The organism is Inquilinus sp. OTU3971 (assembly GCF_038440215.1).
In genome coordinates this window covers 43,145-64,144 of the sequence record NZ_JASATH010000018.1, presented here as the reverse complement: position 1 = coordinate 64,144, position 21,000 = coordinate 43,145, and the positions used below count along the sequence as shown (strand labels likewise).

The following is a 21,000-nucleotide window of genomic DNA, read 5'->3' as shown; positions in this document are numbered from 1 at the left end:
GGCCGGCGCCGATCGGGCCGGGGAGCGGCCGGCCCCCCCCGCGGCGTGGGCGCGGGCGCCGGCCGCCTCCGGGCGCACCCCGCCCCCCCCCCCCCCCACCCGACATAACCACTCCCCCTGCTCGGCGCGCGCCCGGGCCGGCCGGGCGGGGGGGCGCCCGGGCTCTGGGGCCGGGCGGGCGCCCGCCCCCCCCGGCTGGGTGGCGCGGTAGCGGTCGAGCATCCGGGCGAAGCCGGCCAGCAGCGCGGTCTCGATCTCCGGCCGCCCTTCCAGCCGGCTCAGCAGGAAGGCCGAGGATTCCAGCGTCGACAGCGCCTCGCGCCGGGGCTCGCGCCGCAGCTTGCCGTACAGCGAGGGGCGCTGCGGCTTCAGCGCGATGCGTCGGCCCTTCAGCATCCAGGCGTTGCGCCACCACAGCGTCTTGGCCTGGCTCCAGGTACCGTCCAGCACCACCACGCCCTCGATCTCGTCCAGCGCCGCCTCCTGCTCGGGCAGGAGGGCGCCCTTCCGGTCCAGCACCACCAGCTCGCGCCCCGGCGGGAAATCCTCCGGCCGCATCGAGCCGAGATACAGCACCGCCCAGCGCTTCGGGTCGGCCGGCCGGCCCAGCGCCGCGGCCAGGCTGGGCCAGGACAGGCCGATCTTGAACACGGCGTCGGTCAGGTGCAGGGCGGTCAGCCGGGCAGTGCCCAGCTCCTTCGCCTGCTCCTGCGGGTGCTGCAGGATCAAGAGGCCGATCCGGTTCTCGATCGGCACCACCGTGTCGCAGACGCACAGCGCCGCCGGCTTCAGGCAGCGCGGGCACTCATCCTCCGCCGCCACGGGCTCGGGGGCGAGGTCGTCGGTGTCGAAGGGATCGGTCATGCCGTGTTGAACCGCAGTCCCGGCGCGCTGGCAAGCGGGGATCGATCGCGCCCCACGCCGCGGCATGGCACAATCGCGGCAGGGAGGAGCCATGTCGGTCGGTGCGATGCCGTTTCAGCACCTGTTCCGCCGCGGTGCCGCGGAGGGGCCGCCGCTGCTGCTGCACGCCGAGACCGCGGCCGACCGGATCTTCGCGGCCGACTGGCTGGCGCGGACGCCATGACCGGACCTCTCTCCACGGTGACCCGACCTCGACGGAAGGGGCGCGCGGCCCTCTTGTGGCTGGCGGAGCGGCCGGCGCTCCTGCTGGCCGCCGGCATGCTGGTCCTTGCCTTCACGATCGGGGCACAGCCCGAGCTCAAGGACGGCTTCTACGCACGGCCGGAAACGCTCTGCCGCACCGGTCCGACTGTCCTTGATCCCAGCCTGATCAAGTCCTGGTCCGCCCGTCCCGCCAAGGTCCAGAAGGTCGAATATGACAGCCGCCATCCGGATCGCCTGATCGTCGACGCTTCGGAGACGGGCCGGATTGCGGGAGGCAGGCGGACCAATATCGACTGCCCTGGTCGCGGGGACGAGGAGGCGTGGGAGGCTCGCTATGTCGCGAGGAACGGATCGATCTACATCAATCGCCGGGAGTTCAAGTATTGCGGGCCGATCCCCGATCCGGGCACCCCACCGCAGTGACGCGGGGCCGCTACAGCCAGCCCCAGCGCTTGAACCGCCAGAACAGGAAGCCGCAGAGGCCGGCGATCACGCCCAGCACCACGAAATAGCCGTAGGGCAAGCGCAGCTCCGGCATGTTGTCGAAGTTCATGCCGTAGATGCCGGCGATCGCGGTCGGCACCGCCAGGATCGCGGCCCAGCCGGCGAATTTGCGCTGCACCTGGTTCTGCCGCGAAGCCTCCAGCAGCAGACCGGCCTCGAAGGTGTGGGTGACGATCTCACGCAGCGCATCGATATGGTCGCTGACCCGCTTCACATGGTCGGCGACGTCACGGAAATAGGGGTGGATCGCCTGGTCGATGCACCCCGCTTCGGTGTGCTCCAGCTGCTTGCACACCTCGGCCGTCGGGGTCACGGTGCGGCGGATCACCAGCAGCTCGCGGCGCAGCGCGTGAATCCGTTCGATGTCGGCGGCGGTCAGCGGCGCCTTCAGCACGCGCTGCTCCAGAGCCGTGACCTCGGTCTCGATCGCGTCGACCACGGGCGAGTAGTTGTCGACCACGAAGTCGAGGATCGAGTACAGCACGAAATCCTCGCCGTGCTTCAGCAGCAAGGGGGCGGCCTCCGCCCGCTCCCGCACCTTGGCGTAGGAGGAGGAGGGGCCGTGCCGCACCGAGATGACGTAGCCGGGGCCGATGAAGATGTAGGTCTCGCCGAACTCGGTCTCGTCCTTCACCCGATGCGCGGTGCGCAGCACCACGAACAGGGCGTCGCCATAGGTCTCCAGCTTCGGCCGCTGATGCGCGTGCAGCGCGTCCTCGATCGCCAGCGGGTGCAGCCCGAACTGCTGCGCCAGGTCGCGCAGCTCCGGCTCTTCCGGCTCGTGGATGCCGATCCAGACGAAATGGCCGGGCTTCTCCGACCAGCTCTTGCCCTCCGACAGGGCGATTTCGGCAACCCGTTGCCCGTCGGCATAGGCGACCGCCGCGACCACACGACCCAAGGCGTTCCTCCGACTTCCGGCGCCGGCCGCACGATATAGCACGGCGCCGCCGCGCCGCCAGTGGGGCCGCGGCACACGATGCTCCCAAAGCCGGAAGCAATTGAGATTCTACCTTCATCGACATTTGTAACAAGTTGATGTTACGGTGATTCGCAATTCGGCTCGACGATCCGAAGACCGTGGCGCAAGACGGTGCGATGCCTGCCGGACCATGCAGACTCTCGATTGCGGTTTTCTTTCTGGTTTCAGCCCTGGGGCTCGGCGGCTGCAGCTCTCTGCTGCATGAGGGCACGGCGGATCTTGCCGGCGTCGGCGGCGCGGCGGCGGCCACGGCGGTCACCGACAACGCCCTGGTGGCGACCGGCATCGGCCTCGGCGTCCGCTCCGTTGCCAGCGCCGGGCTGCAGTATGGCGAGCGCAAGGTGCACCAGGCCGAGCAGGACCGGATCGCCGCGGCCGCCGGGCCGCTGGCGGTCGGCCAGGTGGCACGCTGGGACATCGCCCATGACGTGCCGATCGAGGCGGATGAGCAGGGCCAGGTCACGGTCAGCCGGCTGATCGGCGCGCCGCCTCTGGCCTGCAAGGAGATCGTGTTCTCGGTCGAGGATGGGAAGGATAAGGCCTTCTACGTCGCCGTGATCTGCCAGAACGGCGAGAGCTGGAAATGGGCCTCGGCCGAGCCGGCGACGGAGCGGTGGGGATCGCTGCAGTGACGGGGCGGCGGCGCCGTCTCCGCTGGCTGCTGCGCCTGCTGCCCGGGCTGATGCTGCCGCTGGCCGGCTGCAGCATGGTGGCGGATGTCAGCGGCATCGCCACCGGCGGCACGGTCGGCGCCATCACCGCCAACCCGGTGGTCGGCTACAGCGTCGGCATGGGCACCCGGGCCGCGGTCGCCGCCGGGGTGAAGTCGGTGATGCGCGACCTGCACCAGGACGAGCAGGACGTGATCGCCGGCGTCGCCGGCGGGATGCAAGAGGGCGAGACCCGGCTGTGGCGGGTCGAGCACGACCTGCCCTTCGGCTATGCCGACGAGAACGGCGCGGTCCAGGTCACCCGCCTGATCGACACGCCGCTGGCCAGCTGCAAGGAGATCCTGGTCACGGTCGAGCAGGGCGAGGGCGCCAAGGCCACGCGCGGGATCTATGTCGGCTCGATCTGCCGCCAGGGCGAGACCTGGACATGGGCCTCGGCCGAGCCGGCGGTCGAGCGCTGGGGATATCTGCAGTGAGGTTCACGACCAAGCGTGTTGGCAACCTTCATCCCGCTGATCGTGTGCTGTAAGGTATTCCCATGCTGACCGCGCTTCGATTCACCAATTTCAAGTCCTGGGCTGAAGCCGATCTGGCCTGCGGCCGGATCACGGGCGTGTTCGGCACCAACTCGTCCGGCAAGACCAGCCTGATTCAGTTCCTGCTGTTGCTGAAACAGACGAAGGACGCGACGGATCGGGCGATCTCCTTGGAATTGAATGGTGGTCTCGTCCAACTCGGCACCATCCGAGATGCGATCCGCGGTCATGATGAAAGTCGGGAAATCGCTTGGACCGCCAGCTTCCAACGCGATGCGGATCTGGTGCTGAATGACCCGACTGGCAGTCGGGTTGCGGAGATCACGCGCGACCGAAGATTCGAGTTGGAAGCAAAAGTTTCGGTCCAGCAGAGGGCGCCTGTGGCAACGGCTCTTGCTTACCGTCTAGGCGGCCTTGAATTTTCTCTGGCGTCGCGTGGTGCCGACCAGACAAAATTCGCGCTGGCGCCTGATCGGTCGACCGCAGGGTCCGATGGTTTCGCGTTCATTCGGACGCAGGGGCGAGCATGGCAATTGCCAGGCCCTATCAAGAGCTATGCCTTTCCAGACCAAGCGCGAACGTATTTCCAGAATGCCGGGTTTTTGGCCGATCTTGAAGCGGCATATGAGGCTGAACTTGATCAGATCTACTATCTTGGACCGCTTAGAGAATTTCCGCAGCGTGACTATTTATGGGCACGGTCACGGCCGACGGATGTCGGGCAAAGGGGGGAACGAGCGATCGATGCTATTCTTGCGGCAACGGAGGTCGGCGAGAAACGCAATCTGAAATATAAGGCGAGGCTTGGGCCATTTCAGGAGATGATCGCCTATTGGCTGCGTGAAATGGGGCTGATCGAGAACTTCAGCGTCGTTGAGATTGCTGACGGATCGAATCGATGGCAGGCGCGAGTTAGAACCAGGGCTGGAGCGAGCGAGGTGCTGTTGACCGATGTCGGTTTTGGTGTTTCTCAGGTACTGCCAGTTGTGACCTTGCTACAATATGTACCTGAAGGCTCGACCGTGATTCTGGAGCAGCCGGAGATCCACCTTCACCCGTTGGCGCAGGCTGGTCTTGCTGACGTAATCATCCAAGCTGCGACTCATCGTCGAGTACAAGTAATTTTGGAAAGCCACTCTGAGCACTTGCTGTTACGCTTGCAGAGAAGAATTGCAGAGGAAGCAGTCAGTGCTGAAGATGTGAAGCTTTATTTCTGTGATGCCCCAAGAGGGACGTCTACATTGACCCCGCTCGATGTTGATTTGTTCGGAAATATCCATAATTGGCCAAATAGATTCATGGGGGATGCTTTTTCAGAGGCGGCAAAGGCGGAGCTCGCTCGATTGAAGCGGATGAAAGCCGCGGAATGAAGCGTTGCGTTGTCGACACGAACGTGCCGATCGTCGCCAACGGTCGGCCCGAGCCGAAGGAGGCGCACCCACCATCCGCTGACTGTCGAATGGCGGCGATCAGCTTCCTTCAAGGCATTCTCAAATCTGGGAGGATCCTGGTCGATTTCGCCGGCGAGATCCAAGGCGAGTATCGGAAGCACTTAAACGCCGGTGGCCAGCCTGGAGTAGGTGATAGATTCTACCAAGAGGTGCTCAACAGTGCTCCGCGCTTGATCGAGCGCGTCGAACTGCCTCGACGGGAGGATGGCGAATATGCCGACCTGCCGCAGGCTCTGATCGATACGGGATTTGATCCGAGCGATCGAAAGTTCGCGGCGCTGGCTCATCGGGAAAATGTCCCAGTGGTTAACGCGACCGACAGTGATTGGCTGGATCATCGCGCAACACTCGAGGACAACGGTATAGCGGTCAGGTTCCTTTGCGGCTGCGATAGGGCCGCGTGGTTTGAGCGCCAGGGTCGATAGGGATTCTTTCGAGCGCCGGTTTTCTTTCACTCCCGCGGCATGGCGGCAATCATCTCGATCTCGACCCTGGCGCCGAGCGGCAGGGCGGCGACGCCGATGGTCGAGCGGGCCGGGTAGGGTGCCCGGAAATGGCGCTCATAGACCGCGTTCATGGCGGCGAAATCCTCCATGTCGGTCAGGAACACATTGACCTTCACCACCGCGTCGAAATTCAGGTCCGCCGCAGCCAGAACATGGCTCAGATTGGCCAGGCACTGCTCGGTCTGGGCGGCGGCGTCGCCCTCGACCAAGCGGCCGGTGACAGGGCTGATCGGGGTCTGGCCGGAGAGGAAGAGCAGATCGCTGCGTCCCACCACGCCGTGCGAATAGGGGCCGATGGCCTGCGCCTGCGCACTCGTCACAGCCTTGCGTGCCATCGCGCCCCCATCTCGCCCCCTCAGGCGTGTGCCGCGCCAAGCGGCGCGAGGCGATGATGCCGCGATGGGACGGCGGTTGGAAGACGTTTCGTGGGGACGATAGCCGAAGTGTTCCTCACGAGATGGGATTTCAGCCTTGCTTGACCGGGCTGCAATCTCCACTTATCGTTACATGTAACGATATTGTCTGGAGGCCGCATGGCCACCCCGGTCAGCAAGAGGGTCCAGAAGCGTCGCGAGTCCTTGCGGGCGGCTGGGTTGCGTCCGCTCCAAATCTGGGTTCCCGACACCCGGCAGCCGGGGTTTGCGGAGGAATGCCGCCGCCAGTCCCTGCTGGTGGCGAAGGCCGATGCTGCGGATCGGGACCTGCAGGAACTCATGGACGCGGCGCTGGCCGACATGGACGACCTTCCTGAATGAGGCGCGGCGACCTCGCGACGGTCGCCATGCCGGGCGACTTCGGCAAGCCCCGGCCCGCCCTCGTCATCCAGTCGGATCAGTTTCCCGCGACGGGCACGGTGACGGTGCTGCTGCTCTCCGGCGCGCTGGTCGACGCGCCGCTCATCCGCCTGACGGTGCAGCCGACACCCGGGAATGGCCTGCGCAAGCCGTCGCAGATCCTGGTGGACAAGGCGATGACGGTGAAGCGCAAGAGGCTCGGGGAGCCGTTCGGCCGGCTCGAGGACGACATGATGGTCGCCGTCAACCGCTCGCTCGCGCTGTTCCTCGGTTTCGCCTGAGGCACGGTTCCGGGCCCCGTCCCCGGAGGGAAGGGGCCCGGCTCCGGCTTCCTACTCCGCGGCCTGGGCCAGCGGGGCCTCGGGCGTCCAGCGCAGCACCGGCTTGCGGGCCGCTCCGGTCTCGTCCAGGCGCCGGCGCGGGGCGTGGTAGGGCGCGCCCTTGAACCACTCCGCCTGGCCGGACTTCGCCTTCTCCACCAGCGACCGCATCATGCCGATGAACTGGTCCAGCGTCGCCTTGCTCTCGGTCTCGGTCGGCTCGATCAGCATCGCGCCATGCACCACCAGCGGGAAGTACATGGTCATCGGGTGGAAGCCCTCGTCGATCATCGCCTTGGCGATGTCGAGTGTGGTGACGCCGGTGTCCTTCAGCGCCCGGTCGTCGAACAGCGCCTCATGCATGCAATAGCCGTTGTCGAAGGCCGGGGTCAGCACGTCCCTCAGCCGGGCCTGCACGTAGTTGGCGTTCAGCACCGCGTCGCTGGCCACTTGCCACAACCCGTCGGCGCCGTGGCTCATCATGTAGGCCAGCGCCCGGACGAACATGCCCATCTGGCCGTGGAACGCCTTCAGCCGGCCGAAGCTGTGCTGCGGCGCGCCCGGGCGGCCGACATGCTCGGCGACGCGGAAACCGTCGGCGTCGTGCACCACGGCCGAGATCGGGGCGTAGGGCGCCAGCGCCGCCGACAGCACCACCGGGCCGGAGCCCGGGCCGCCGCCGCCATGCGGGGTGGAGAAGGTCTTGTGCAGGTTGATGTGCATGGCGTCGACGCCGAGGTCGCCCGGGCGCACCCGGCCGACGATGGCGTTGAAGTTGGCGCCGTCGCAGTAGAAGAAGGCGCCGGCCTCGTGCACCACCCGCGCGATCTCGACGATGTCGCGCTCGAACAGGCCGCAGGTGTTCGGGTTGGTCAGCATGATCGCCGCCACGTCCGGCCCCAGCTTGGCCTTCAGCGCGGCGAGGTCGACATGGCCGTCCGCCGTCGCCGGGATGGCGTCGACCGTGTAGCCGATCGCCGCCGCCGTCGCCGGGTTGGTGCCATGCGCCGATTCCGGCACCAGCACCCGCCGGCGATGGCCCTCGCCGCGGGCCTCCTGGGCGGCGTGGATCGCCATCATGCCGCACAGCTCGCCATGCGCGCCGGCGGCCGGGGACAGGGCCACGGCCGGCATGTTGGTCAGCGTCTTCAGCCAATGTGCCAGCGTGTCGATCAGCTCCAACGCGCCCTGCACGGTCGAAACCGGCTGCAGCGGGTGGATGTCGGCGAAGCCGGGCAGCCGGGCCATCCGCTCGTTCAGCCGCGGATTGTGCTTCATGGTGCAGGAGCCGAGCGGGTACAGCGCGGTGTCGATCGCCATGTTCATCCGCGACAGGCGGGTGTAGTGGCGCATCACCGTCGGCTCGGCCAGGCCGGGCAGGCCGACCCGGGCGCGCGGCTTGACCTCGCCCAGGCGCAGCTCGGCGGTCGAAGGCTCCGGCAGGTCGACGCCGCAATGGCCGGGGCTGTCCTGCTCGAAGATCAGCGCCTCCTCGATGTCGAGGCCGCGGTTGCCGGTGAAGGTGTCAGCCTGGGTCATCACAGCACCTCCGACAGGCCGGCGCACAGCGCGTCGATATCGGCCTCGGTGTTGGTCTCGGTCGCCGCCACCAGCAGCAGATCGGCGAAGGCCGGGCGGTTGGCGTAGATCCGGCTGACCGGCACGCCGCCCAGGATGCGCCGCTTGGCCAGCGCGTCGATCACCGGCTCCGCCGGCTTCGGCAGGCGGATGGTGATCTCGTTGAAGAAGCTGTCGTTCAGCACCGCCACGCCCGGCACCTTGGCCAGCTTGGCCGCCAGGGTCACGGCCTTGGCGTGGTTGATCCGCGCCAGCCTAGTGAGCCCCGCCTCGCCCAGCAGCGACAGGTGGATGGTGAAAGCCAGGGCGCACAATCCGCTGTTGGTGCAGATGTTGCTGGTCGCCTTCTCGCGCTTGATGTGCTGCTCGCGCGTCGACAGGGTCAGCACATAGCCGCGCTTGCCCTCGGCGTCGACGGTCTGGCCGCACAGCCGGCCGGGCATCTGGCGCAGGAACTTCTCGCGGGTGGCGAACAGGCCGACATAGGGGCCGCCGAAGTTCAGCGAATTGCCGATCGACTGGCCCTCGCAGACCACGATGTCGGCGCCCATCTCGCCCGGCGGGGTCATCAGGCCCAGCGACACCACCTCGGTGACCGCCACGACCAGCAGCGCGCCCTTGGCGTGGCAGGCCTCGGCCAGGGCCGACAAGTCGTGCACATGGCCGAACACCGACGGGTTCTGGACCACGACGCAGGAGGTCGTGTCGTCGATCCGGCTCGCCAGATCCTCGACCCCGTCGGGGCAGGGCGTCGCCTCGTCCAGGGTGAAGCCGGTGAAGTCGGCATGGGTGCGGCAGACGTCGCGGTAGTGCGGGTGCAGCCCGCCGGAGATCACCGCGCGGCGGCGGCGGGTGACCCGGTTCGCCATCATGATGGCCTCGGCGCAGGCGGTGGAGCCGTCATACATCGAGGCGTTGGCGACCTCCATCCCGGTCAGCAGCGCGACCTGGGTCTGGAACTCGAACAGGTATTGCAGCGTGCCCTGGGTGACCTCGGGCTGGTACGGCGTGTAGCTGGTCAGGAACTCGCCGCGCTGGATCAGGTAGTCGACCGTGGCCGGGACGTGGTGGCGATAGGCGCCGGCGCCGCAGAAGAACGGCACCGAGCCGGCGGGCACGTTCTTCGCCGCCATGGCGCCGAGCGCGCGCTCGACCTCCAGCTCGCCTTGGTGCGGCGGCAGCTCGGTCAGGGGGCCGGGCAGCCGCGCGCTGTGCGGCACGTCGCGGAACAGCTCGTCGACCGAACCGGCGCCGACCGCCGCGATCATGTCGCGGCGGTCGGAATCGGTCAGGGGCAGGTAACGCATCATTCGGCATCCTTGAGGAAGGCGTCGTAGGCCGCCTGGTCCATCAGCTCCTTGAGGGCGCCGGAATCGAACGGCTTCAGCTTGATGAACCAGCCGTCGCCGGTTGGGTCCTCGTTGACAAGCTCCGGGCTTGAACTGAGCTCTTCGTTCACCGCGATGACCTCGCCGGAGGCCGGGGCGAAGAGTTCGCTCACCGCCTTGACCGACTCGACCGTTCCGAACGGTTCGCCACGGTCCAGCTTCCGGCCGACCTCGGGCAGCTCGACGAAGACGACGTCGCCCAGCGCCTTCTCCGCGTGAGAACTGATACCGACGACGGCCGTGTCGCCGTCGACGCGGATCCATTCATGGTCCTGGGTGTAGCGAAGCTCGCTCATGATGCTGATCTCCCTGTTCGGTCAGCGGTGGAAGTTCGGGGCGACGAAGGGCAGGGCGACGACCGTCGCCGGATGCGCCTTGTCGCGGATCAGGAGGGTGACGGGCGTACCGGGGGCGGCGAAGCCGGCCTCGACGTAACCCATGGCGACCGGCCCGGCGATCGAGGGGCCGTAGCCGCCCGAGGTGACGCGGCCGATCTCGCGCCCGTCGGCGGCCAGGATCGGCGTGCCTTCCCGCGCCGGGGCCCGGCCGTCCGGCTTGACGCCGACGCGCTTGCGCGCCGGCCCCTCGGCCAGCTGCTTCAGGATGCGCTCGGCGCCGGGGAAGCCGCCTTCGGCGCGGCGGCGCTTGCCGATGGTCCAGGACAGGCCGGCCTCAACCGGGGTCGTGGTGGTGTCGATGTCATGGCCGTAGAGGCACAGGCCGGCCTCGAGCCGCAGCGAGTCGCGGGCGCCGAGGCCGATCGGCGCCACCTCCGGCTCCACCAGCAGGAAGCGGGCGATGCGCTCCGCCTCCTCGGCCGGGACCGAGATCTCGAACCCGTCCTCGCCGGTATAGCCGGACCGGCTGATCATGCATTCGACCCGGTCGAGGGCGAAGGTGCCGGCTTCCATGAAGGCCAGGTCGTCGGCGCCGAAGGCGTGGCGGGCCAGGACGGCGGCCGCCTTCGGGCCCTGCAGCGCGATCAGGGCGCGGTCGTCCAGCCGCACCAGCCGGGCACGGCCGGCCAGCTTCGCCGCGATATGGGCGAAATCGGCGTCCTTGCAGGCGGCGTTGACCACCAGGAACAGCCGCGCCGGGTCTGGCGTGCGGGTGACCATCAGGTCGTCGAGGATGCCGCCCTCGTCGTTCAGCAGCAGGGAATAGCGGATGCGGCCCGGCGCCAGGGCGGCGATGTCGCCCGGCAGCAGCGTCTCGATCAGCGCCGCCGCGTCCTCGCCCGGCTCGGCCTCCAGCCAGGCCTGGCCCATATGGCTGACGTCGAACAGCCCGGCCTCGGCGCGGGTGTGCAGGTGTTCTTTGAGGATTCCGGCCGGGTACTGCACCGGCATCTCGTAGCCGGCGAAGGGGACCATCTTGCCGCCGAGCTCGACATGCAGGTCGAACAATGGCGTGCGCTGCAGGGGGGTATCGGTCACGGTCCCAGGTCCTCGTCGACAAAGTTGGGGCGTGCGGGACGATTCCCGCGCGCCACCCCCTCTGTCTGGGACCTGAGAGAATCGCCGGGAACCCTGTCCGGCTTACCCCATCGGTGAGACAGCGACCGGCGTCGCTGCCTGCTCTCCAGAGTGCCTTACCCTGACGGTCCTTTGGCCTGAGAGTTTCCGGGGCGTTTGCTCCTTCGGCGCCGGTTCCGCGGTTCCGCGGTTCCAGTCTCTCCCGCCAGGGTCGTAGGCCGTATCAATGCGCTGCCGGACACTCGTCCGGCGCGCCGAAAAAGTCAATCCGCGACCTTTATCGTTCCGCCGCCGCCACTGTTCCCGTCACTGGGGCAGGTTCGGGTCCGGGTCGCGCGGGTCGGGCACCACCGGGGCGATGGTGCGGCGGCCGGCGGCCTGGGCGGCCGCGCCGGGCGTCCGCGGGTCGTTGCGGTGCTTGTTGAACTCCAGCTGCTGCGGCGTCAGCTGGAAGCCGATCATCACCTTGTACGAGCCGCCCTCGGCCGGGCTGGACACCGGGATCACCTGCTCCAGCGGCTCCTGGATGGTCTCGCGCGGGGTGACCTGCAGCCGGGGCACCGGGATCTTCACGTCGAAGGTGGCCTTGTTCAGGATCCGGTCCTGCGCATCGGTGACCGCGACGAAATACTGCACCGGGACGTCCTTCTCCAGCCAAGCGGCCGGGCCGCGCCAGGCGGTGAACTCGACGTTCACGTTCATGGTCACGGCGTTGTCGCCATAGGTGCAGTCGCCGCGGGTGTTGGTAATCCGGGCCTCGACCAGCACGTCCTTCGGATTGGTGCTGTTGTTGCGCACCAGGTCGTAGACCGCGGCCTCTTGCGGAATCACGATCTGCGGGCAGCGCAGTCCCGCGCGCTGCGCCGCATTCTCGCCACCACAGGCTGATAGCCCTGCCAGCAGGAGGACGGAACCGCCGGCCCAGAGTCGCCTCGATAGGAGTCGACCTGAGACGCCGTACCGCGCTTTTCTTGAGAGAGCACCTATATTAGGGTCGCGGCGCGAGACTTCGGCGGGCATCGCCCTCTCCTTCAACAACGGGTTCAGGACCATAGGAAATGGCACAGGCTGGCACAAGCGCAGGCGCGGATGCGCGGGACGCGCTGCCGTCCTTGACGGTGATGCTGGCCTCGCCGCGCGGGTTCTGCGCCGGCGTCGACCGCGCCATCCAGATCGTCGAGCGGGCGATCGAGAAGTACGGCGCCCCGGTCTATGTTCGGCACGAGATCGTGCACAACCGCTTCGTGGTCGAGACGCTGGAGGCCAAGGGCGCGATCTTCGTCGAGGAGCTGGACGAGGTGCCGAACGACGCGCCGGTCGTGTTCTCCGCCCATGGCGTGCCGAAATCGGTGCCGGCGGAGGCGGAGCGGCGCAAGCTCCTGTATCTCGACGCCACCTGCCCGCTGGTCAGCAAGGTGCATCGCGAGGCCGAGCGGCACTACCGCACCGGCCACACCGTGATCCTGATCGGCCATGCCGGCCATCCGGAGGTGATCGGCACCATGGGCCAGCTGCCACCCGGCGCGGTGCGGCTGGTCGAATCGGTCGAGGACGTGGCGACGCTGGAGGTCGAGGACCCCGACAACCTCGCCTTCGCCACCCAGACCACGCTGTCGCTGGACGACACGGTCGCGATCGTCGACGCGCTGAAGGCCAAGTTCCCGACCATCTCGGCGCCGAACAAGCAGGACATCTGCTACGCCACCACAAACCGGCAGGAGGCGATCAAGGTGATCGCCCCGCATTGCGACGCGGTGCTGGTGATCGGCGCGCCGAACTCCTCCAACTCGGTGCGGCTGGTCGAGGTCGCGCGCCGTGCCGGCTGCGACAAGGCGATGCTGGTGCAGCGGGCGGCGGATCTCGACTGGTCCTGGTTCGACGGCATCGCCACCCTCGGTATCACCGCCGGCGCCTCGGCGCCCGAGGTGCTGGTCGAGGAGGTGATGAGCGAGCTGCACAAGCGCTACGCCGTCAGCATCCAGTCGGAGCCGACCACGGTCGAGACCATCACCTTCAAGCTGCCGCGCGAGCTCAGCCCCGCCTGACCATGCCGAAAGATGGACATCTGAGTCCGCAGCGTCTGCGGACGCCCGAGGCATTGGTCGAGGCTGGCCTGGCAGGGCATGAGCGACTCGCGGAGCTGCGCGACGTCGCGGCGCGCTACGCCATCGCGGTGACGCCAGCGATGGCGGATCTGGTCGACCCGACGGATCCTGACGACCCGATCGCCCGCCAGTTCGTGCCCGGCGCGGCCGAGCTGGAGACCCGGCCGGAGGAGCTGGCCGACCCGATCGGTGACGGCGCCCACAGCCCGATCCCGGGGTTGGTCCACCGCTATCCGGACCGGGTGCTCTTGAAGCTGCTGCACGCCTGCCCGGTCTATTGCCGCTTCTGCTTCCGGCGCGAGATGGTCGGGCCGGGCGGCGAGGCGATGGGCGAGGCCGAGGTGGCGGCCGCGATCGACTACATCCGGGCCCGGCCGCAGGTGTGGGAGGCGATCCTGACCGGCGGCGACCCGCTGATGCTGGCGCCGCGCCGCCTAGCCGATGTGGTGGCGCGGCTCGACGCCATTCCGCATCTCGGCGTGGTCCGGCTGCACAGCCGGGTGCCGGTGGTGGAGCCGGAGCGGGTGACCCCCGAGCTGGTGGCGGCGCTGCAGGCGCAGGACAGCGCCGTCTGGCTGGCCATCCACAGCAACCATCCGCGCGAGCTGACCCCGGCGGCAAGGGACGCGATCCGCCGCTTGGCCGATGCCGGCATCGCGCTGGTGTCGCAGACCGTGCTGCTGCGCGGCGTCAACGACGACCCGGCGGTGCTGGAGCAGCTGTTCCGCGACTTCGTGCGCCTGCGGATCAAGCCCTACTACCTGCACCACGGCGACCTCGCCCCCGGCACGGCGCAGTTCCGCACCGGCATCGAGGACGGGCGTCGGATCATGCAGGCGCTGCGTGGCCGGCTGTCGGGCCTGGCCCAGCCGACCTATGTCCTCGACATCCCGGGCGGCCGCGGCAAGGTGCCGGTCGGGCCGGACTACCTCGCGGGGTCGGACGCCGAAGGCTGGACGGTCGAAGATCCGAACGGCGAGCGCCACGCCTATCCGCCGAAGGGGTGACACCGCCGCACTCCAGCGCGCCGGCTCACTCCCCCGGCGCAGCCTCGGGGGCCAGGTTCGGCGCCATGGCGCCGCCCTGCGACCGGCGGCTGGCCAGCCAGACCCGGAGCTTGTCGAGATACAGGTAGACCACCGGCGTCGTGTACAGGGTCAGGGCCTGGCTCAGGATCAGGCCGCCGACCATGGCGTAGCCCAGCGGCTGCCGCAGCTCCGACCCCGTGCCGGAGCCCAGCATCAGCGGCAGGCCGCCCAAGAGCGCCGCCATCGTCGTCATCATGATCGGGCGGAAGCGCATCAGGCAGGCCTGCCGGATCGCGTCGAACGGCGCCAGCCCCTGGTCGCGCTCCGCCTGGATGGCGAAATCGACCATCATGATGCCGTTCTTCTTGACGATGCCGATCAGGAGGATGACGCCGATCAGCGCGATGACGCTGAAGTCGAAGCCGAACAGCATCAGCATCATCAGGGCGCCGGCGCCGGCCGAGGGCAGGGTCGACAGGATCGTCAGCGGGTGGATGTAGCTCTCATACAGCACGCCGAGGATGATGTAGATCACGATCAAGGCCGCCGCGACCAGGGCGGGCTCGCTGGCCAGCGAGGACTGGAAGGCTTGGGCGTTGCCCTGGAAGGTGCCGGTCAGCGAGGCCGGCACGCCCATCTCCTGCTCGGCCTGCTGGATCACCGTCACCGCGTCGCCCAGGGCCACGCCCTGCGCCAGGTTGAAGCTCAGCGTCACCGCCGGGAACTGGCCCTGGTGGTTGATCGACAGGAAGGCCGTTGGCCGGGTGGTCCAATGCGCCAGGGCGCTGATCGGCACCTGCTCCCCGGTCAGCGGCGACTTGATGTAGATCCGGTCGATCGCCGAGGGCTTGTCCTGCAGCTGCGGCAGCACCTCCATCACCACATGGTAGCTGTTGACCTGGGTGAAGTACTGCGCCACCTGGCGTTGGCCGAAGGCGTCGTAGAGGGTGTCGTCGATCAGCTGCGGCTGGATGCCGTAGCGGGCGGCGGCGTCGCGGTCGATGTCGAGCGTCAGGGTGGTGCCGCCGGTCTGCTCGTCGGTGGCGACGTCGCGCAGCTGCGGCAGCGTCTTCAGCTTCTCATAGACCTTGGGCGCCCACTGGTTCAGCTCGTCGATATTCGCGTCCTGCAGTGTGTACTGGTACAGCGTGCGGGTCGGGCGGCCGCCGATGTTGATGTCCTGGGCCGGCTGCAGGAACAGGGCCGCGCCCTCGACCTGGGCCAGCTTGGGTCGCAGCCGGTCGATGATCTGGCTGGCCGAGGCCTGGCGCTCGTCGCGCGGCTTCAGGGTGATGAACAGGCGGCCGTTGTTCAGCGTCTGGCCGCCGCTGGAGCCGAGCGCCATGCCGACGGTGTCGACATCCGGATCGGCGGCGACGATCTTGCCCAGCTCGACCTGCTTGCGGCTCATCTCGGCGAAGGAGATGTCCTGCGCCGCCTCGGAGGTGCCGAGGATCAGGCCGGTGTCCTGCTGCGGGAAGAAGCCCTTGGGGATGATGACGAAGAGGTAGCCGGTGGCGCAGATCGTCGCCAGGAACACCGCCAGCGTGACCCGGCGGTGCTTCAGCGCCACATCGAGCGACCGGCGGTAGCCCGTCAGCATCAGGTCGAAGCCGCGCTCCGACAGGCGGTACAGGCGCCCGTGCTTGCCGGTGTCGTGCTTCATGAACTTCGAGCACATCACCGGAGTCAGGGTCAGCGACACGATGGCCGAGACCAGGATGGTCATGGTCACGGTGACGGCGAATTCGCGGAACACCCGGCCGACGATGCCGCCCATCAGCAGGAGGGGGATGAACACGGCGACCAGCGACAGGCTGATCGAGAAGATGGTGAAGCCGATCTCGCCGGCGCCCTTCAGCGCCGCCTGCACCGGCGACAGCCCTTCCTCGATATGGCGGTGGATGTTCTCCAGCATGACGATGGCGTCGTCGACGACGAAGCCGACCGCGATGCTCAGGCCCATCAGCGACAGGTTGTCCAGGCTGTACCCGAAGGCGTACATCAGCGCCAGGGTGCCGACCAGCGCCAGCGGCACGGTCACGCTCGGGATCGCCGTGGCCCAGAAGCTGCGCAGGAACACGAAGATCACCATCACCACCAGGCAGATCGTCAGCAGCAGGGTGAACTGCACGTCGGCGACCGAGGCGCGGATGGTGGTGGTGCGGTCGCTCAGGATGTCGACCTTGACCGCCGGCGGCATCGCCGCCTGCAGCTGCGGCAGCAGCGATTTGACGTGGTCGACCACCTCGATGACGTTGGCGCCCGGCTGCTTGAACACGATCAGCAGCACGGCGCGCTGGCCGCCGGACCAGGCTGCCAGCTTGTTGTTCTCCGGCCCTTCCACGGCTTGGCCGATGTCGCGGATGCGCACCGGCGCGCCGTTCTTGTAGGCGATGATGACGTCGTTCCAAGGGTCGGCCTTCAGCTCCTGGTCGTTGTCGTAGATGGTGAAGGTCCGCGTCGCGCCGTCGATGCTGCCCTTCGGGCTGTCGGCGGTGGCATTGGCGATGACGCCGCGCACATCCTCGAGGCCAATGCCCAGCGCCGCCAGCTTCTGCGGGTCGACCTGCACCCGCACCGCCGGCTTCTGCTGGCCGCCGATGGTGACCTGGGCGACGCCCGGCACCTGGCTGATGTTCTGGCTCAGCACGTTCTCGGCATAGTCGTCGACCGTGGTCAGCGGCAGCGTGTCGGAATGCACCGCGAACACCAGAATGGGCGCGTCGGCCGGGTTGACCTTGCGGTAGGTCGGCGGCGAGGGAAGGGTCTTCGGCAGCTGGCCGCCGGCGGCGTTGATCGCGGTCTGCACGTCGCCCGCCGCCGCGTCGATGTTGCGGTCGAGGTCGAATTGCAGCGTGATCGAGCTGTTGCCGAGCGTGCTGCTGGAGGTCATCTGCGACACGCCGGGGATCTCGGCGAATTGCCGCTCCAGCGGCGCCGTCACCGACGAGGCCATTGTGGTGGGGTCGGCGCCGGGCAGCTGTGCCGAGACCTGGATGGTCGGGAAGTCGACCTGCGGCAGCGGCGCCACCGGCAGCAGCGGATAGGCGACCAGGCCGACCAGCAGCACCCCGGCCATGATCAGCGAGGTGGCGATCGGCTTGCGGATGAAGGGGGCCGAGATGCTCATGGTCAGGCGCTCGGCTGGCTGGCGGCGGTGTCGCGGACTTGCACGCGGGTGCCCGACTGCAGCCGGTACTGGCCGGCGGTGACGACGCTGGCGCCGGCGTCGAGGCCGGTCTCGACCACGGCGGCGCCGTCGGTGATCTGGCCGATGCCGACCGGCCGCAGCTCGACCGTGTCATCCGGCTTCACCGCATAGACATAGAGGCCGTCCGGCCCGCGCTGGATCGCGGTGGAGGGCACGGTGACCACGTTCTGCTCGGTGCGCAGCAGCAGCCGGACATCGACGAACTGGCCGGGCCACAGCTGGTCGGTCCTGTTCGGGAAGGTCGCCTTCAGCCGGATCGTGCCGGTGGCCTGGTCGATCTGGTTGTCGACCAGCTGCAGCGTCCCCTGGTCCAGCGGCTTGTCGTCGCCGCGGGTGTCGGCGAAGACCGTCAGCGGGCCCTTGGCCATCGCCGCCGAGATCTCCGGCAGATCCTCCTCCGGCAGGGTGAAGATCACCGTGATCGGGTGCAGCTGGGTGATCACCACCAGCCCGCCGGTGTCGGTGGCGTGGACGATGTTGCCCTGGTCGACCAGCCGGATGCCGGTGCGGCCGTTCAGCGGCGAGGTGATGGTGGTGTAGCTCAGCTGGGTGGCGGCGTTGTCGATCGCCGCCTGGTCGCCCTCGATCTGGGCCTGCAGCTGCGCGATCAGCGCCTTCTGGGTGTCGACGCTCTGCGCCGTCGCGTATTGGTGCAGGTTTTGGAAGCGCTGCAGGTCGAGCTGGGCGTTGGCCAGCTGGGCCTCGTCCTTGGCCTTGGTCGCCTTGGCCTGGTCCAGCGCCGCCTGGAACGGCCGCGGGTCGATCTGCGCCAGCGTCTGGCCGGCGCTCACATGCTGGCCTTCCTGGAACGACACCGTCTGCAGCTGGCCGTCGACCCGCGTCTTCACCGTCACCGTGTTCAGCGCCTGGACGGTGCCGAGCCCGGTCAGATAGACCGGCACGTCGCGGCGCGCGGCCGCCGCCGCCTCGACCGGCACCGCCGGGGGCGGCGCCGCGGCCTCGGGTGCGGCCGACGCGGCGCTGCCGCGCAGCTCGCGCCCGACCAGTACGGCGGCGCAGACCAACACGAGAATGATCGGGGTGCCGATCCGCAGCACCGTCCGGCGGGCGACAAGGGGCATCTGCATCTCTCCAGCGGGCAGGCAATCGAGAGAGACGCGGGCGCCACAGCCGTGACGGCCGCCGCGCCCGCGATCGACGTCTCCTCCCGGTCTTCGGCTGGCCCGATGCATCCTCGCCCCAGAGGGGCGGAGCTGATCGCGGACCGGGCCGGCGCGAATGGCGCGGCCCTGCCTGTTGGCTGCTGAGCGAATTGGCGAAAGGTGACTGCGCCCGAATTGGGGAGTCAATAGGGGGAATTCATCGGAAGGGCGGCATGCCGCAGGTATAATTTTCCGTAATGATGTCCGAATATTAGGTCTGGATTAGGTCTTCATTAAATTCCCGTAAGATCAATTCCGCCGTCGCCATTGCCGCCCATATGCTGCAATGCGGAAACGACGGCGCGCCGCGATTGCGGCAGCGGGCTCAGCCCGGACCGCCGGCATTCCGCAGGACTTATCGAAATGTACGCGACACGACCGGCAAGCCGGCCCGAGGGGCCGCTCCGGATACGGTTGAAGAGGTCCATCATGGTTCTGCCCAGGCATCCCCGCCCCGCGGGGTTCGTGGCCCTGCTCCTGCTCGGAACGGCTGTCGCCGGACCCGCCTTCGCCCAGACCGGGCTGCAGTCCCAATATTACGAGATCCCGCCGCAGATGGCGCAGCTTGGCTCTTCCGACACCGCGGACATGTCCGCTCCGTCCTTCGATCACGGCGAGAACGGCGCCGACCGCACCGCGGATAGGGGTGCCGTCGGTCATGATCTCGGGGGGCACGGGCATGACGGCGGCTTCGGCGGCGGTCACGGGAGGCGGTAAGCCTCCGCAAGGGTGCCTTCGGGCGCCCGTCGCAAGCACGGCATCCCGCCGTGTCGTTCACCATCCCACTCACCAAAGGAGCCCATCATGTCTGTCCTGAAGATCGCCCGCCCCGTCGGCCTGGCCGTCCTGATCGCCCTGGGTGTCGCCGCGTCCGGCGCCGCCGACGCCCGCACCGGCCTGCAGTCGGAGCATGGCCCGAGCGCGCTCCAGAGCTCGAACGATTCCCACTATCCCAACCCGCGCCGCTGAGCCGCCTCGGCCGGTAGCCGCGAAAGGGCGGCGGCAGGTCTCCCGGCATTGGCCGGCGGGCCTGCCACCGCCCTTTCCGTTTTGCCGGCCGGCCCCGCGCGGCCGTATCCCACGCCGCTCTCTCTTCCTTCGACAAGCTGCCCCCTGCGCTCTATGAAGGCTGGCTCAGCCGCTTTCACCCGGGCGATCCATGGCCGTCTACACCGAAGTCACCGACGAGGATGTCGCCGCCTTCGCGGCGGAGTACGACATCGGCTCGGTGCTCTCACTGAAGGGCATCGCCGAGGGCGTCGAGAACTCCAACTATCTGCTGGTGACCACGTCCGGCCCGCATATCCTGACGCTGTACGAGAAGCGGGTGGCCGAGGCCGACCTGCCGTTCTTCCTTGGGTTGATGCAGCATCTGGCGGCGCGCGGCATCGAATGCCCGCAGCCGGTCGCCGCCCGCGACGGGCAGGCGCTGCGCCGCCTCGCCGGCCGGCCGGCGGTGATCGTCACCTTCCTCGACGGGCTGTGGCCGAAGCGGATCCAGCCCTGGCACTGCCAGGCCCTGGGCCCGGCGCTGGCCCGGATGCACGCGGCCGGGGCCGATTTCCCGATGACCCGGCCGAACAACCTGTCGCTCGCCGGCTGGCGCCGCCTGGTGGCGGATTGCGCCGACCGCGCCGACACCGTGGCACCGGGCCTGGCCGAGGGCATCACCCGCGAGCTCGCCTTCCTCGAGGCGCAGTGGCCCACGGATCTCCCGGTGGGCTTGATCCATGCCGACTTGTTCCCTGACAATGTGTTCTTCCGCGACGGCCGCCTGTCCGGGCTGATCGACTTCTACTTCGCCTGCACCGACATGCTGGCCTACGACCTGTCGATCTGCCTGAACGCCTGGTGCTTCGAGCCGGACGGCGCCTTCAATGTCACCAAGGCGCGGGCGCTCCTGTCCGGCTACCGGGCTGAGCGGCCGCTATCGCCGGCCGAGGTCGCGGCGCTGCCGATCCTGGCCCGCGGCAACGCGCTACGCTTCCTCCTCACCCGGCTCTATGACTGGCTGAACCATCCGCCGGGCGCCTTCGTCCGGCCGAAGGACCCGCTCGAATACTGGCGCAAGCTGCGCTTCCACCAGCAGGTCACGAGCGTGGCCGCCTATGGGATCGACCCGTGACCGACACCACCGCGACGCCGAAGAAGCCGATG

23 protein-coding genes and 2 riboswitches are annotated in these 21,000 nt (G+C 68.3%); of the genes, 13 read left to right on the top strand and 10 right to left on the bottom strand.

The features are described 5' to 3' along the window. A partial coding sequence (locus AAHM41_RS07120; RefSeq protein ID WP_342235822.1) for a tRNA-uridine aminocarboxypropyltransferase occupies positions 1–864 on the bottom strand: 864 nt, incomplete at its 3' end. Positions 865–955: 91 nt separating this feature from the next. On the opposite strand from AAHM41_RS07120, the gene AAHM41_RS07115 reads away from it, so the two are divergent. Beyond that, on the top strand, positions 956–1,087 hold the full coding sequence (locus AAHM41_RS07115) for a hypothetical protein (RefSeq protein WP_342235821.1): 132 nt from the start codon (positions 956–958) through the stop codon (positions 1,085–1,087). A gap of 53 nt (positions 1,088–1,140) precedes the next feature. Further along, positions 1,141–1,551: a hypothetical protein gene (locus AAHM41_RS07110; protein WP_342235820.1), complete on the top strand. Its 411-nt coding sequence runs from the start codon at positions 1,141–1,143 to the stop codon at positions 1,549–1,551. 10 nt (positions 1,552–1,561) lie between these two features. On the opposite strand, the gene corA is transcribed toward AAHM41_RS07110, so the two are convergent. Then, positions 1,562–2,524 (bottom strand): magnesium/cobalt transporter CorA, encoded by a 963-nt coding sequence (gene corA / locus AAHM41_RS07105; RefSeq protein ID WP_342235827.1) that lies wholly within the window; start codon positions 2,522–2,524, stop codon positions 1,562–1,564. A 206-nt stretch (positions 2,525–2,730) separates the two neighbouring features. Here corA and AAHM41_RS07100 point away from each other — a divergent pair, with 206 nt between their 5' ends. From AAHM41_RS07100 to AAHM41_RS07085, 4 genes are all read left to right on the top strand, one after another. Continuing rightward, positions 2,731–3,246, top strand: coding sequence for a hypothetical protein (locus tag AAHM41_RS07100; RefSeq protein WP_342235819.1), 516 nt, complete (start codon positions 2,731–2,733; stop codon positions 3,244–3,246). After that, positions 3,228–3,761 carry a hypothetical protein gene (locus AAHM41_RS07095; RefSeq protein ID WP_342235818.1) on the top strand — a complete coding sequence of 178 codons (534 nt, stop codon included), beginning with the start codon at positions 3,228–3,230 and terminating at the stop codon, positions 3,759–3,761. Before AAHM41_RS07100 ends, AAHM41_RS07095 begins: the two co-directional genes overlap by 19 nt. 62 nt (positions 3,762–3,823) lie before the next feature. Next, positions 3,824–5,191, top strand: coding sequence for an AAA family ATPase (locus tag AAHM41_RS07090; RefSeq protein WP_342235817.1), 1,368 nt, complete (start codon positions 3,824–3,826; stop codon positions 5,189–5,191). Then, positions 5,188–5,697: a hypothetical protein gene (locus AAHM41_RS07085; protein WP_342235816.1), complete on the top strand. Its 510-nt coding sequence runs from the start codon at positions 5,188–5,190 to the stop codon at positions 5,695–5,697. Before AAHM41_RS07090 ends, AAHM41_RS07085 begins: the two co-directional genes overlap by 4 nt. Positions 5,698–5,723: 26 nt before the next feature. On the opposite strand, the gene AAHM41_RS07080 is transcribed toward AAHM41_RS07085, so the two are convergent. Continuing rightward, the gene (locus tag AAHM41_RS07080; RefSeq protein ID WP_342235815.1) at positions 5,724–6,113 is read right to left on the bottom strand and encodes a Rid family detoxifying hydrolase; all 390 of its coding nucleotides are present in this window, start codon (positions 6,111–6,113) and stop codon (positions 5,724–5,726) included. A 198-nt stretch (positions 6,114–6,311) separates the two neighbouring features. On the opposite strand from AAHM41_RS07080, the gene AAHM41_RS07075 reads away from it, so the two are divergent. Both AAHM41_RS07075 and AAHM41_RS07070 read left to right on the top strand, forming a co-directional pair. After that, positions 6,312–6,533, top strand: coding sequence for an antitoxin MazE family protein (locus AAHM41_RS07075; RefSeq protein WP_342235814.1), 222 nt, complete (start codon positions 6,312–6,314; stop codon positions 6,531–6,533). Continuing rightward, complete coding sequence (locus AAHM41_RS07070; RefSeq protein ID WP_342235813.1) at positions 6,530–6,853, top strand: type II toxin-antitoxin system PemK/MazF family toxin; 324 nt, start codon at positions 6,530–6,532, stop codon at positions 6,851–6,853. The genes AAHM41_RS07075 and AAHM41_RS07070 overlap by 4 nt, the downstream gene beginning before the upstream one ends. 51 nt (positions 6,854–6,904) lie before the next feature. On the opposite strand, the gene gcvPB is transcribed toward AAHM41_RS07070, so the two are convergent. The 5 genes from gcvPB to AAHM41_RS07045 form a co-directional block, all read right to left on the bottom strand. Further along, complete coding sequence (gene gcvPB, locus AAHM41_RS07065; protein ID WP_342235812.1) at positions 6,905–8,431, bottom strand: aminomethyl-transferring glycine dehydrogenase subunit GcvPB; 1,527 nt, start codon at positions 8,429–8,431, stop codon at positions 6,905–6,907. Beyond that, positions 8,431–9,777, bottom strand: a complete 1,347-nt coding sequence (gcvPA, locus tag AAHM41_RS07060; protein ID WP_342235826.1) for an aminomethyl-transferring glycine dehydrogenase subunit GcvPA — start codon at positions 9,775–9,777, stop codon at positions 8,431–8,433. The genes gcvPB and gcvPA overlap by 1 nt, the downstream gene beginning before the upstream one ends. Then, complete coding sequence (gene gcvH / locus AAHM41_RS07055) at positions 9,777–10,154, bottom strand: glycine cleavage system protein GcvH (RefSeq protein ID WP_342235811.1); 378 nt, start codon at positions 10,152–10,154, stop codon at positions 9,777–9,779. The genes gcvPA and gcvH overlap by 1 nt, the downstream gene beginning before the upstream one ends. Before the next feature lie 21 nt (positions 10,155–10,175). Continuing rightward, positions 10,176–11,294, bottom strand: coding sequence for a glycine cleavage system aminomethyltransferase GcvT (gene gcvT, locus AAHM41_RS07050; RefSeq protein WP_342235810.1), 1,119 nt, complete (start codon positions 11,292–11,294; stop codon positions 10,176–10,178). Positions 11,295–11,351: 57 nt separating this feature from the next. Further along, positions 11,352–11,447, bottom strand: a riboswitch (glycine riboswitch). A gap of 1 nt (position 11,448) precedes the next feature. Beyond that, positions 11,449–11,548: riboswitch (glycine riboswitch) on the bottom strand. A gap of 91 nt (positions 11,549–11,639) precedes the next feature. Next, complete coding sequence (locus AAHM41_RS07045) at positions 11,640–12,164, bottom strand: hypothetical protein (RefSeq protein ID WP_342235809.1); 525 nt, start codon at positions 12,162–12,164, stop codon at positions 11,640–11,642. Positions 12,165–12,391: 227 nt separating this feature from the next. Between AAHM41_RS07045 and ispH the strand changes: the two genes are divergently transcribed. Further along, on the top strand, positions 12,392–13,378 hold the full coding sequence (gene ispH / locus AAHM41_RS07040) for a 4-hydroxy-3-methylbut-2-enyl diphosphate reductase (RefSeq protein ID WP_342235808.1): 987 nt from the start codon (positions 12,392–12,394) through the stop codon (positions 13,376–13,378). A gap of 2 nt (positions 13,379–13,380) precedes the next feature. Next, complete coding sequence (locus tag AAHM41_RS07035; protein ID WP_342235807.1) at positions 13,381–14,445, top strand: lysine-2,3-aminomutase-like protein; 1,065 nt, start codon at positions 13,381–13,383, stop codon at positions 14,443–14,445. Between the two features lie 25 nt (positions 14,446–14,470). Here the strand turns inward: AAHM41_RS07035 and AAHM41_RS07030 are convergent, their stop codons facing one another. Next, a complete protein-coding gene (locus tag AAHM41_RS07030) occupies positions 14,471–17,599 on the bottom strand; it encodes a multidrug efflux RND transporter permease subunit (RefSeq protein WP_342235806.1) in 3,129 nt (1,042 codons plus the stop codon). A gap of 2 nt (positions 17,600–17,601) precedes the next feature. After that, positions 17,602–18,762 (bottom strand): efflux RND transporter periplasmic adaptor subunit, encoded by a 1,161-nt coding sequence (locus AAHM41_RS07025; RefSeq protein ID WP_342235805.1) that lies wholly within the window; start codon positions 18,760–18,762, stop codon positions 17,602–17,604. Positions 18,763–19,272: 510 nt separating this feature from the next. Between AAHM41_RS07025 and AAHM41_RS07020 the strand changes: the two genes are divergently transcribed. From AAHM41_RS07020 to AAHM41_RS07010, 3 genes are all read left to right on the top strand, one after another. Beyond that, entirely contained in the window at positions 19,273–19,560 is a 288-nt protein-coding gene (locus tag AAHM41_RS07020; RefSeq protein WP_342235804.1) for a hypothetical protein, read from the top strand. 87 nt (positions 19,561–19,647) lie between these two features. Beyond that, positions 19,648–19,812 (top strand): hypothetical protein, encoded by a 165-nt coding sequence (locus AAHM41_RS07015; protein ID WP_342235803.1) that lies wholly within the window; start codon positions 19,648–19,650, stop codon positions 19,810–19,812. Positions 19,813–20,002: 190 nt separating this feature from the next. After that, the gene (locus AAHM41_RS07010; protein ID WP_342235802.1) at positions 20,003–20,968 is read left to right on the top strand and encodes a homoserine kinase; all 966 of its coding nucleotides are present in this window, start codon (positions 20,003–20,005) and stop codon (positions 20,966–20,968) included. The last annotated feature ends 32 nt before the right edge of the window (positions 20,969–21,000 follow it).

Excerpts from the sequence above, each read along its gene's own strand:
- AAHM41_RS07115 (WP_342235821.1), top strand. The coding sequence starts at position 956 with ATGTCGGTCGGTGCGATGCCGTTTCAGCACCTGTTCCGCCGCGGTGCC.
- ispH (WP_342235808.1), top strand. The coding sequence starts at position 12,392 with ATGGCACAGGCTGGCACAAGCGCAGGCGCGGATGCGCGGGACGCGCTG.
- AAHM41_RS07080 (WP_342235815.1), bottom strand. The coding sequence starts at position 6,113 with ATGGCACGCAAGGCTGTGACGAGTGCGCAGGCGCAGGCCATCGGCCCC.
- AAHM41_RS07025 (WP_342235805.1), bottom strand. The coding sequence starts at position 18,762 with ATGCCCCTTGTCGCCCGCCGGACGGTGCTGCGGATCGGCACCCCGATC.
- gcvPB (WP_342235812.1), bottom strand. The coding sequence starts at position 8,431 with ATGACCCAGGCTGACACCTTCACCGGCAACCGCGGCCTCGACATCGAG.
- AAHM41_RS07030 (WP_342235806.1), bottom strand. The coding sequence starts at position 17,599 with ATGAGCATCTCGGCCCCCTTCATCCGCAAGCCGATCGCCACCTCGCTG.
- gcvH (WP_342235811.1), bottom strand. The coding sequence starts at position 10,154 with ATGAGCGAGCTTCGCTACACCCAGGACCATGAATGGATCCGCGTCGAC.
- AAHM41_RS07100 (WP_342235819.1), top strand. The coding sequence starts at position 2,731 with ATGCCTGCCGGACCATGCAGACTCTCGATTGCGGTTTTCTTTCTGGTT.
- AAHM41_RS07020 (WP_342235804.1), top strand. The coding sequence starts at position 19,273 with ATGGTTCTGCCCAGGCATCCCCGCCCCGCGGGGTTCGTGGCCCTGCTC.
- AAHM41_RS07010 (WP_342235802.1), top strand. The coding sequence starts at position 20,003 with ATGGCCGTCTACACCGAAGTCACCGACGAGGATGTCGCCGCCTTCGCG.
- AAHM41_RS07015 (WP_342235803.1), top strand. The coding sequence starts at position 19,648 with ATGTCTGTCCTGAAGATCGCCCGCCCCGTCGGCCTGGCCGTCCTGATC.
- AAHM41_RS07085 (WP_342235816.1), top strand. The coding sequence starts at position 5,188 with ATGAAGCGTTGCGTTGTCGACACGAACGTGCCGATCGTCGCCAACGGT.
- AAHM41_RS07035 (WP_342235807.1), top strand. The coding sequence starts at position 13,381 with ATGCCGAAAGATGGACATCTGAGTCCGCAGCGTCTGCGGACGCCCGAG.
- AAHM41_RS07070 (WP_342235813.1), top strand. The coding sequence starts at position 6,530 with ATGAGGCGCGGCGACCTCGCGACGGTCGCCATGCCGGGCGACTTCGGC.
- gcvPA (WP_342235826.1), bottom strand. The coding sequence starts at position 9,777 with ATGCGTTACCTGCCCCTGACCGATTCCGACCGCCGCGACATGATCGCG.
- AAHM41_RS07075 (WP_342235814.1), top strand. The coding sequence starts at position 6,312 with ATGGCCACCCCGGTCAGCAAGAGGGTCCAGAAGCGTCGCGAGTCCTTG.
- AAHM41_RS07090 (WP_342235817.1), top strand. The coding sequence starts at position 3,824 with ATGCTGACCGCGCTTCGATTCACCAATTTCAAGTCCTGGGCTGAAGCC.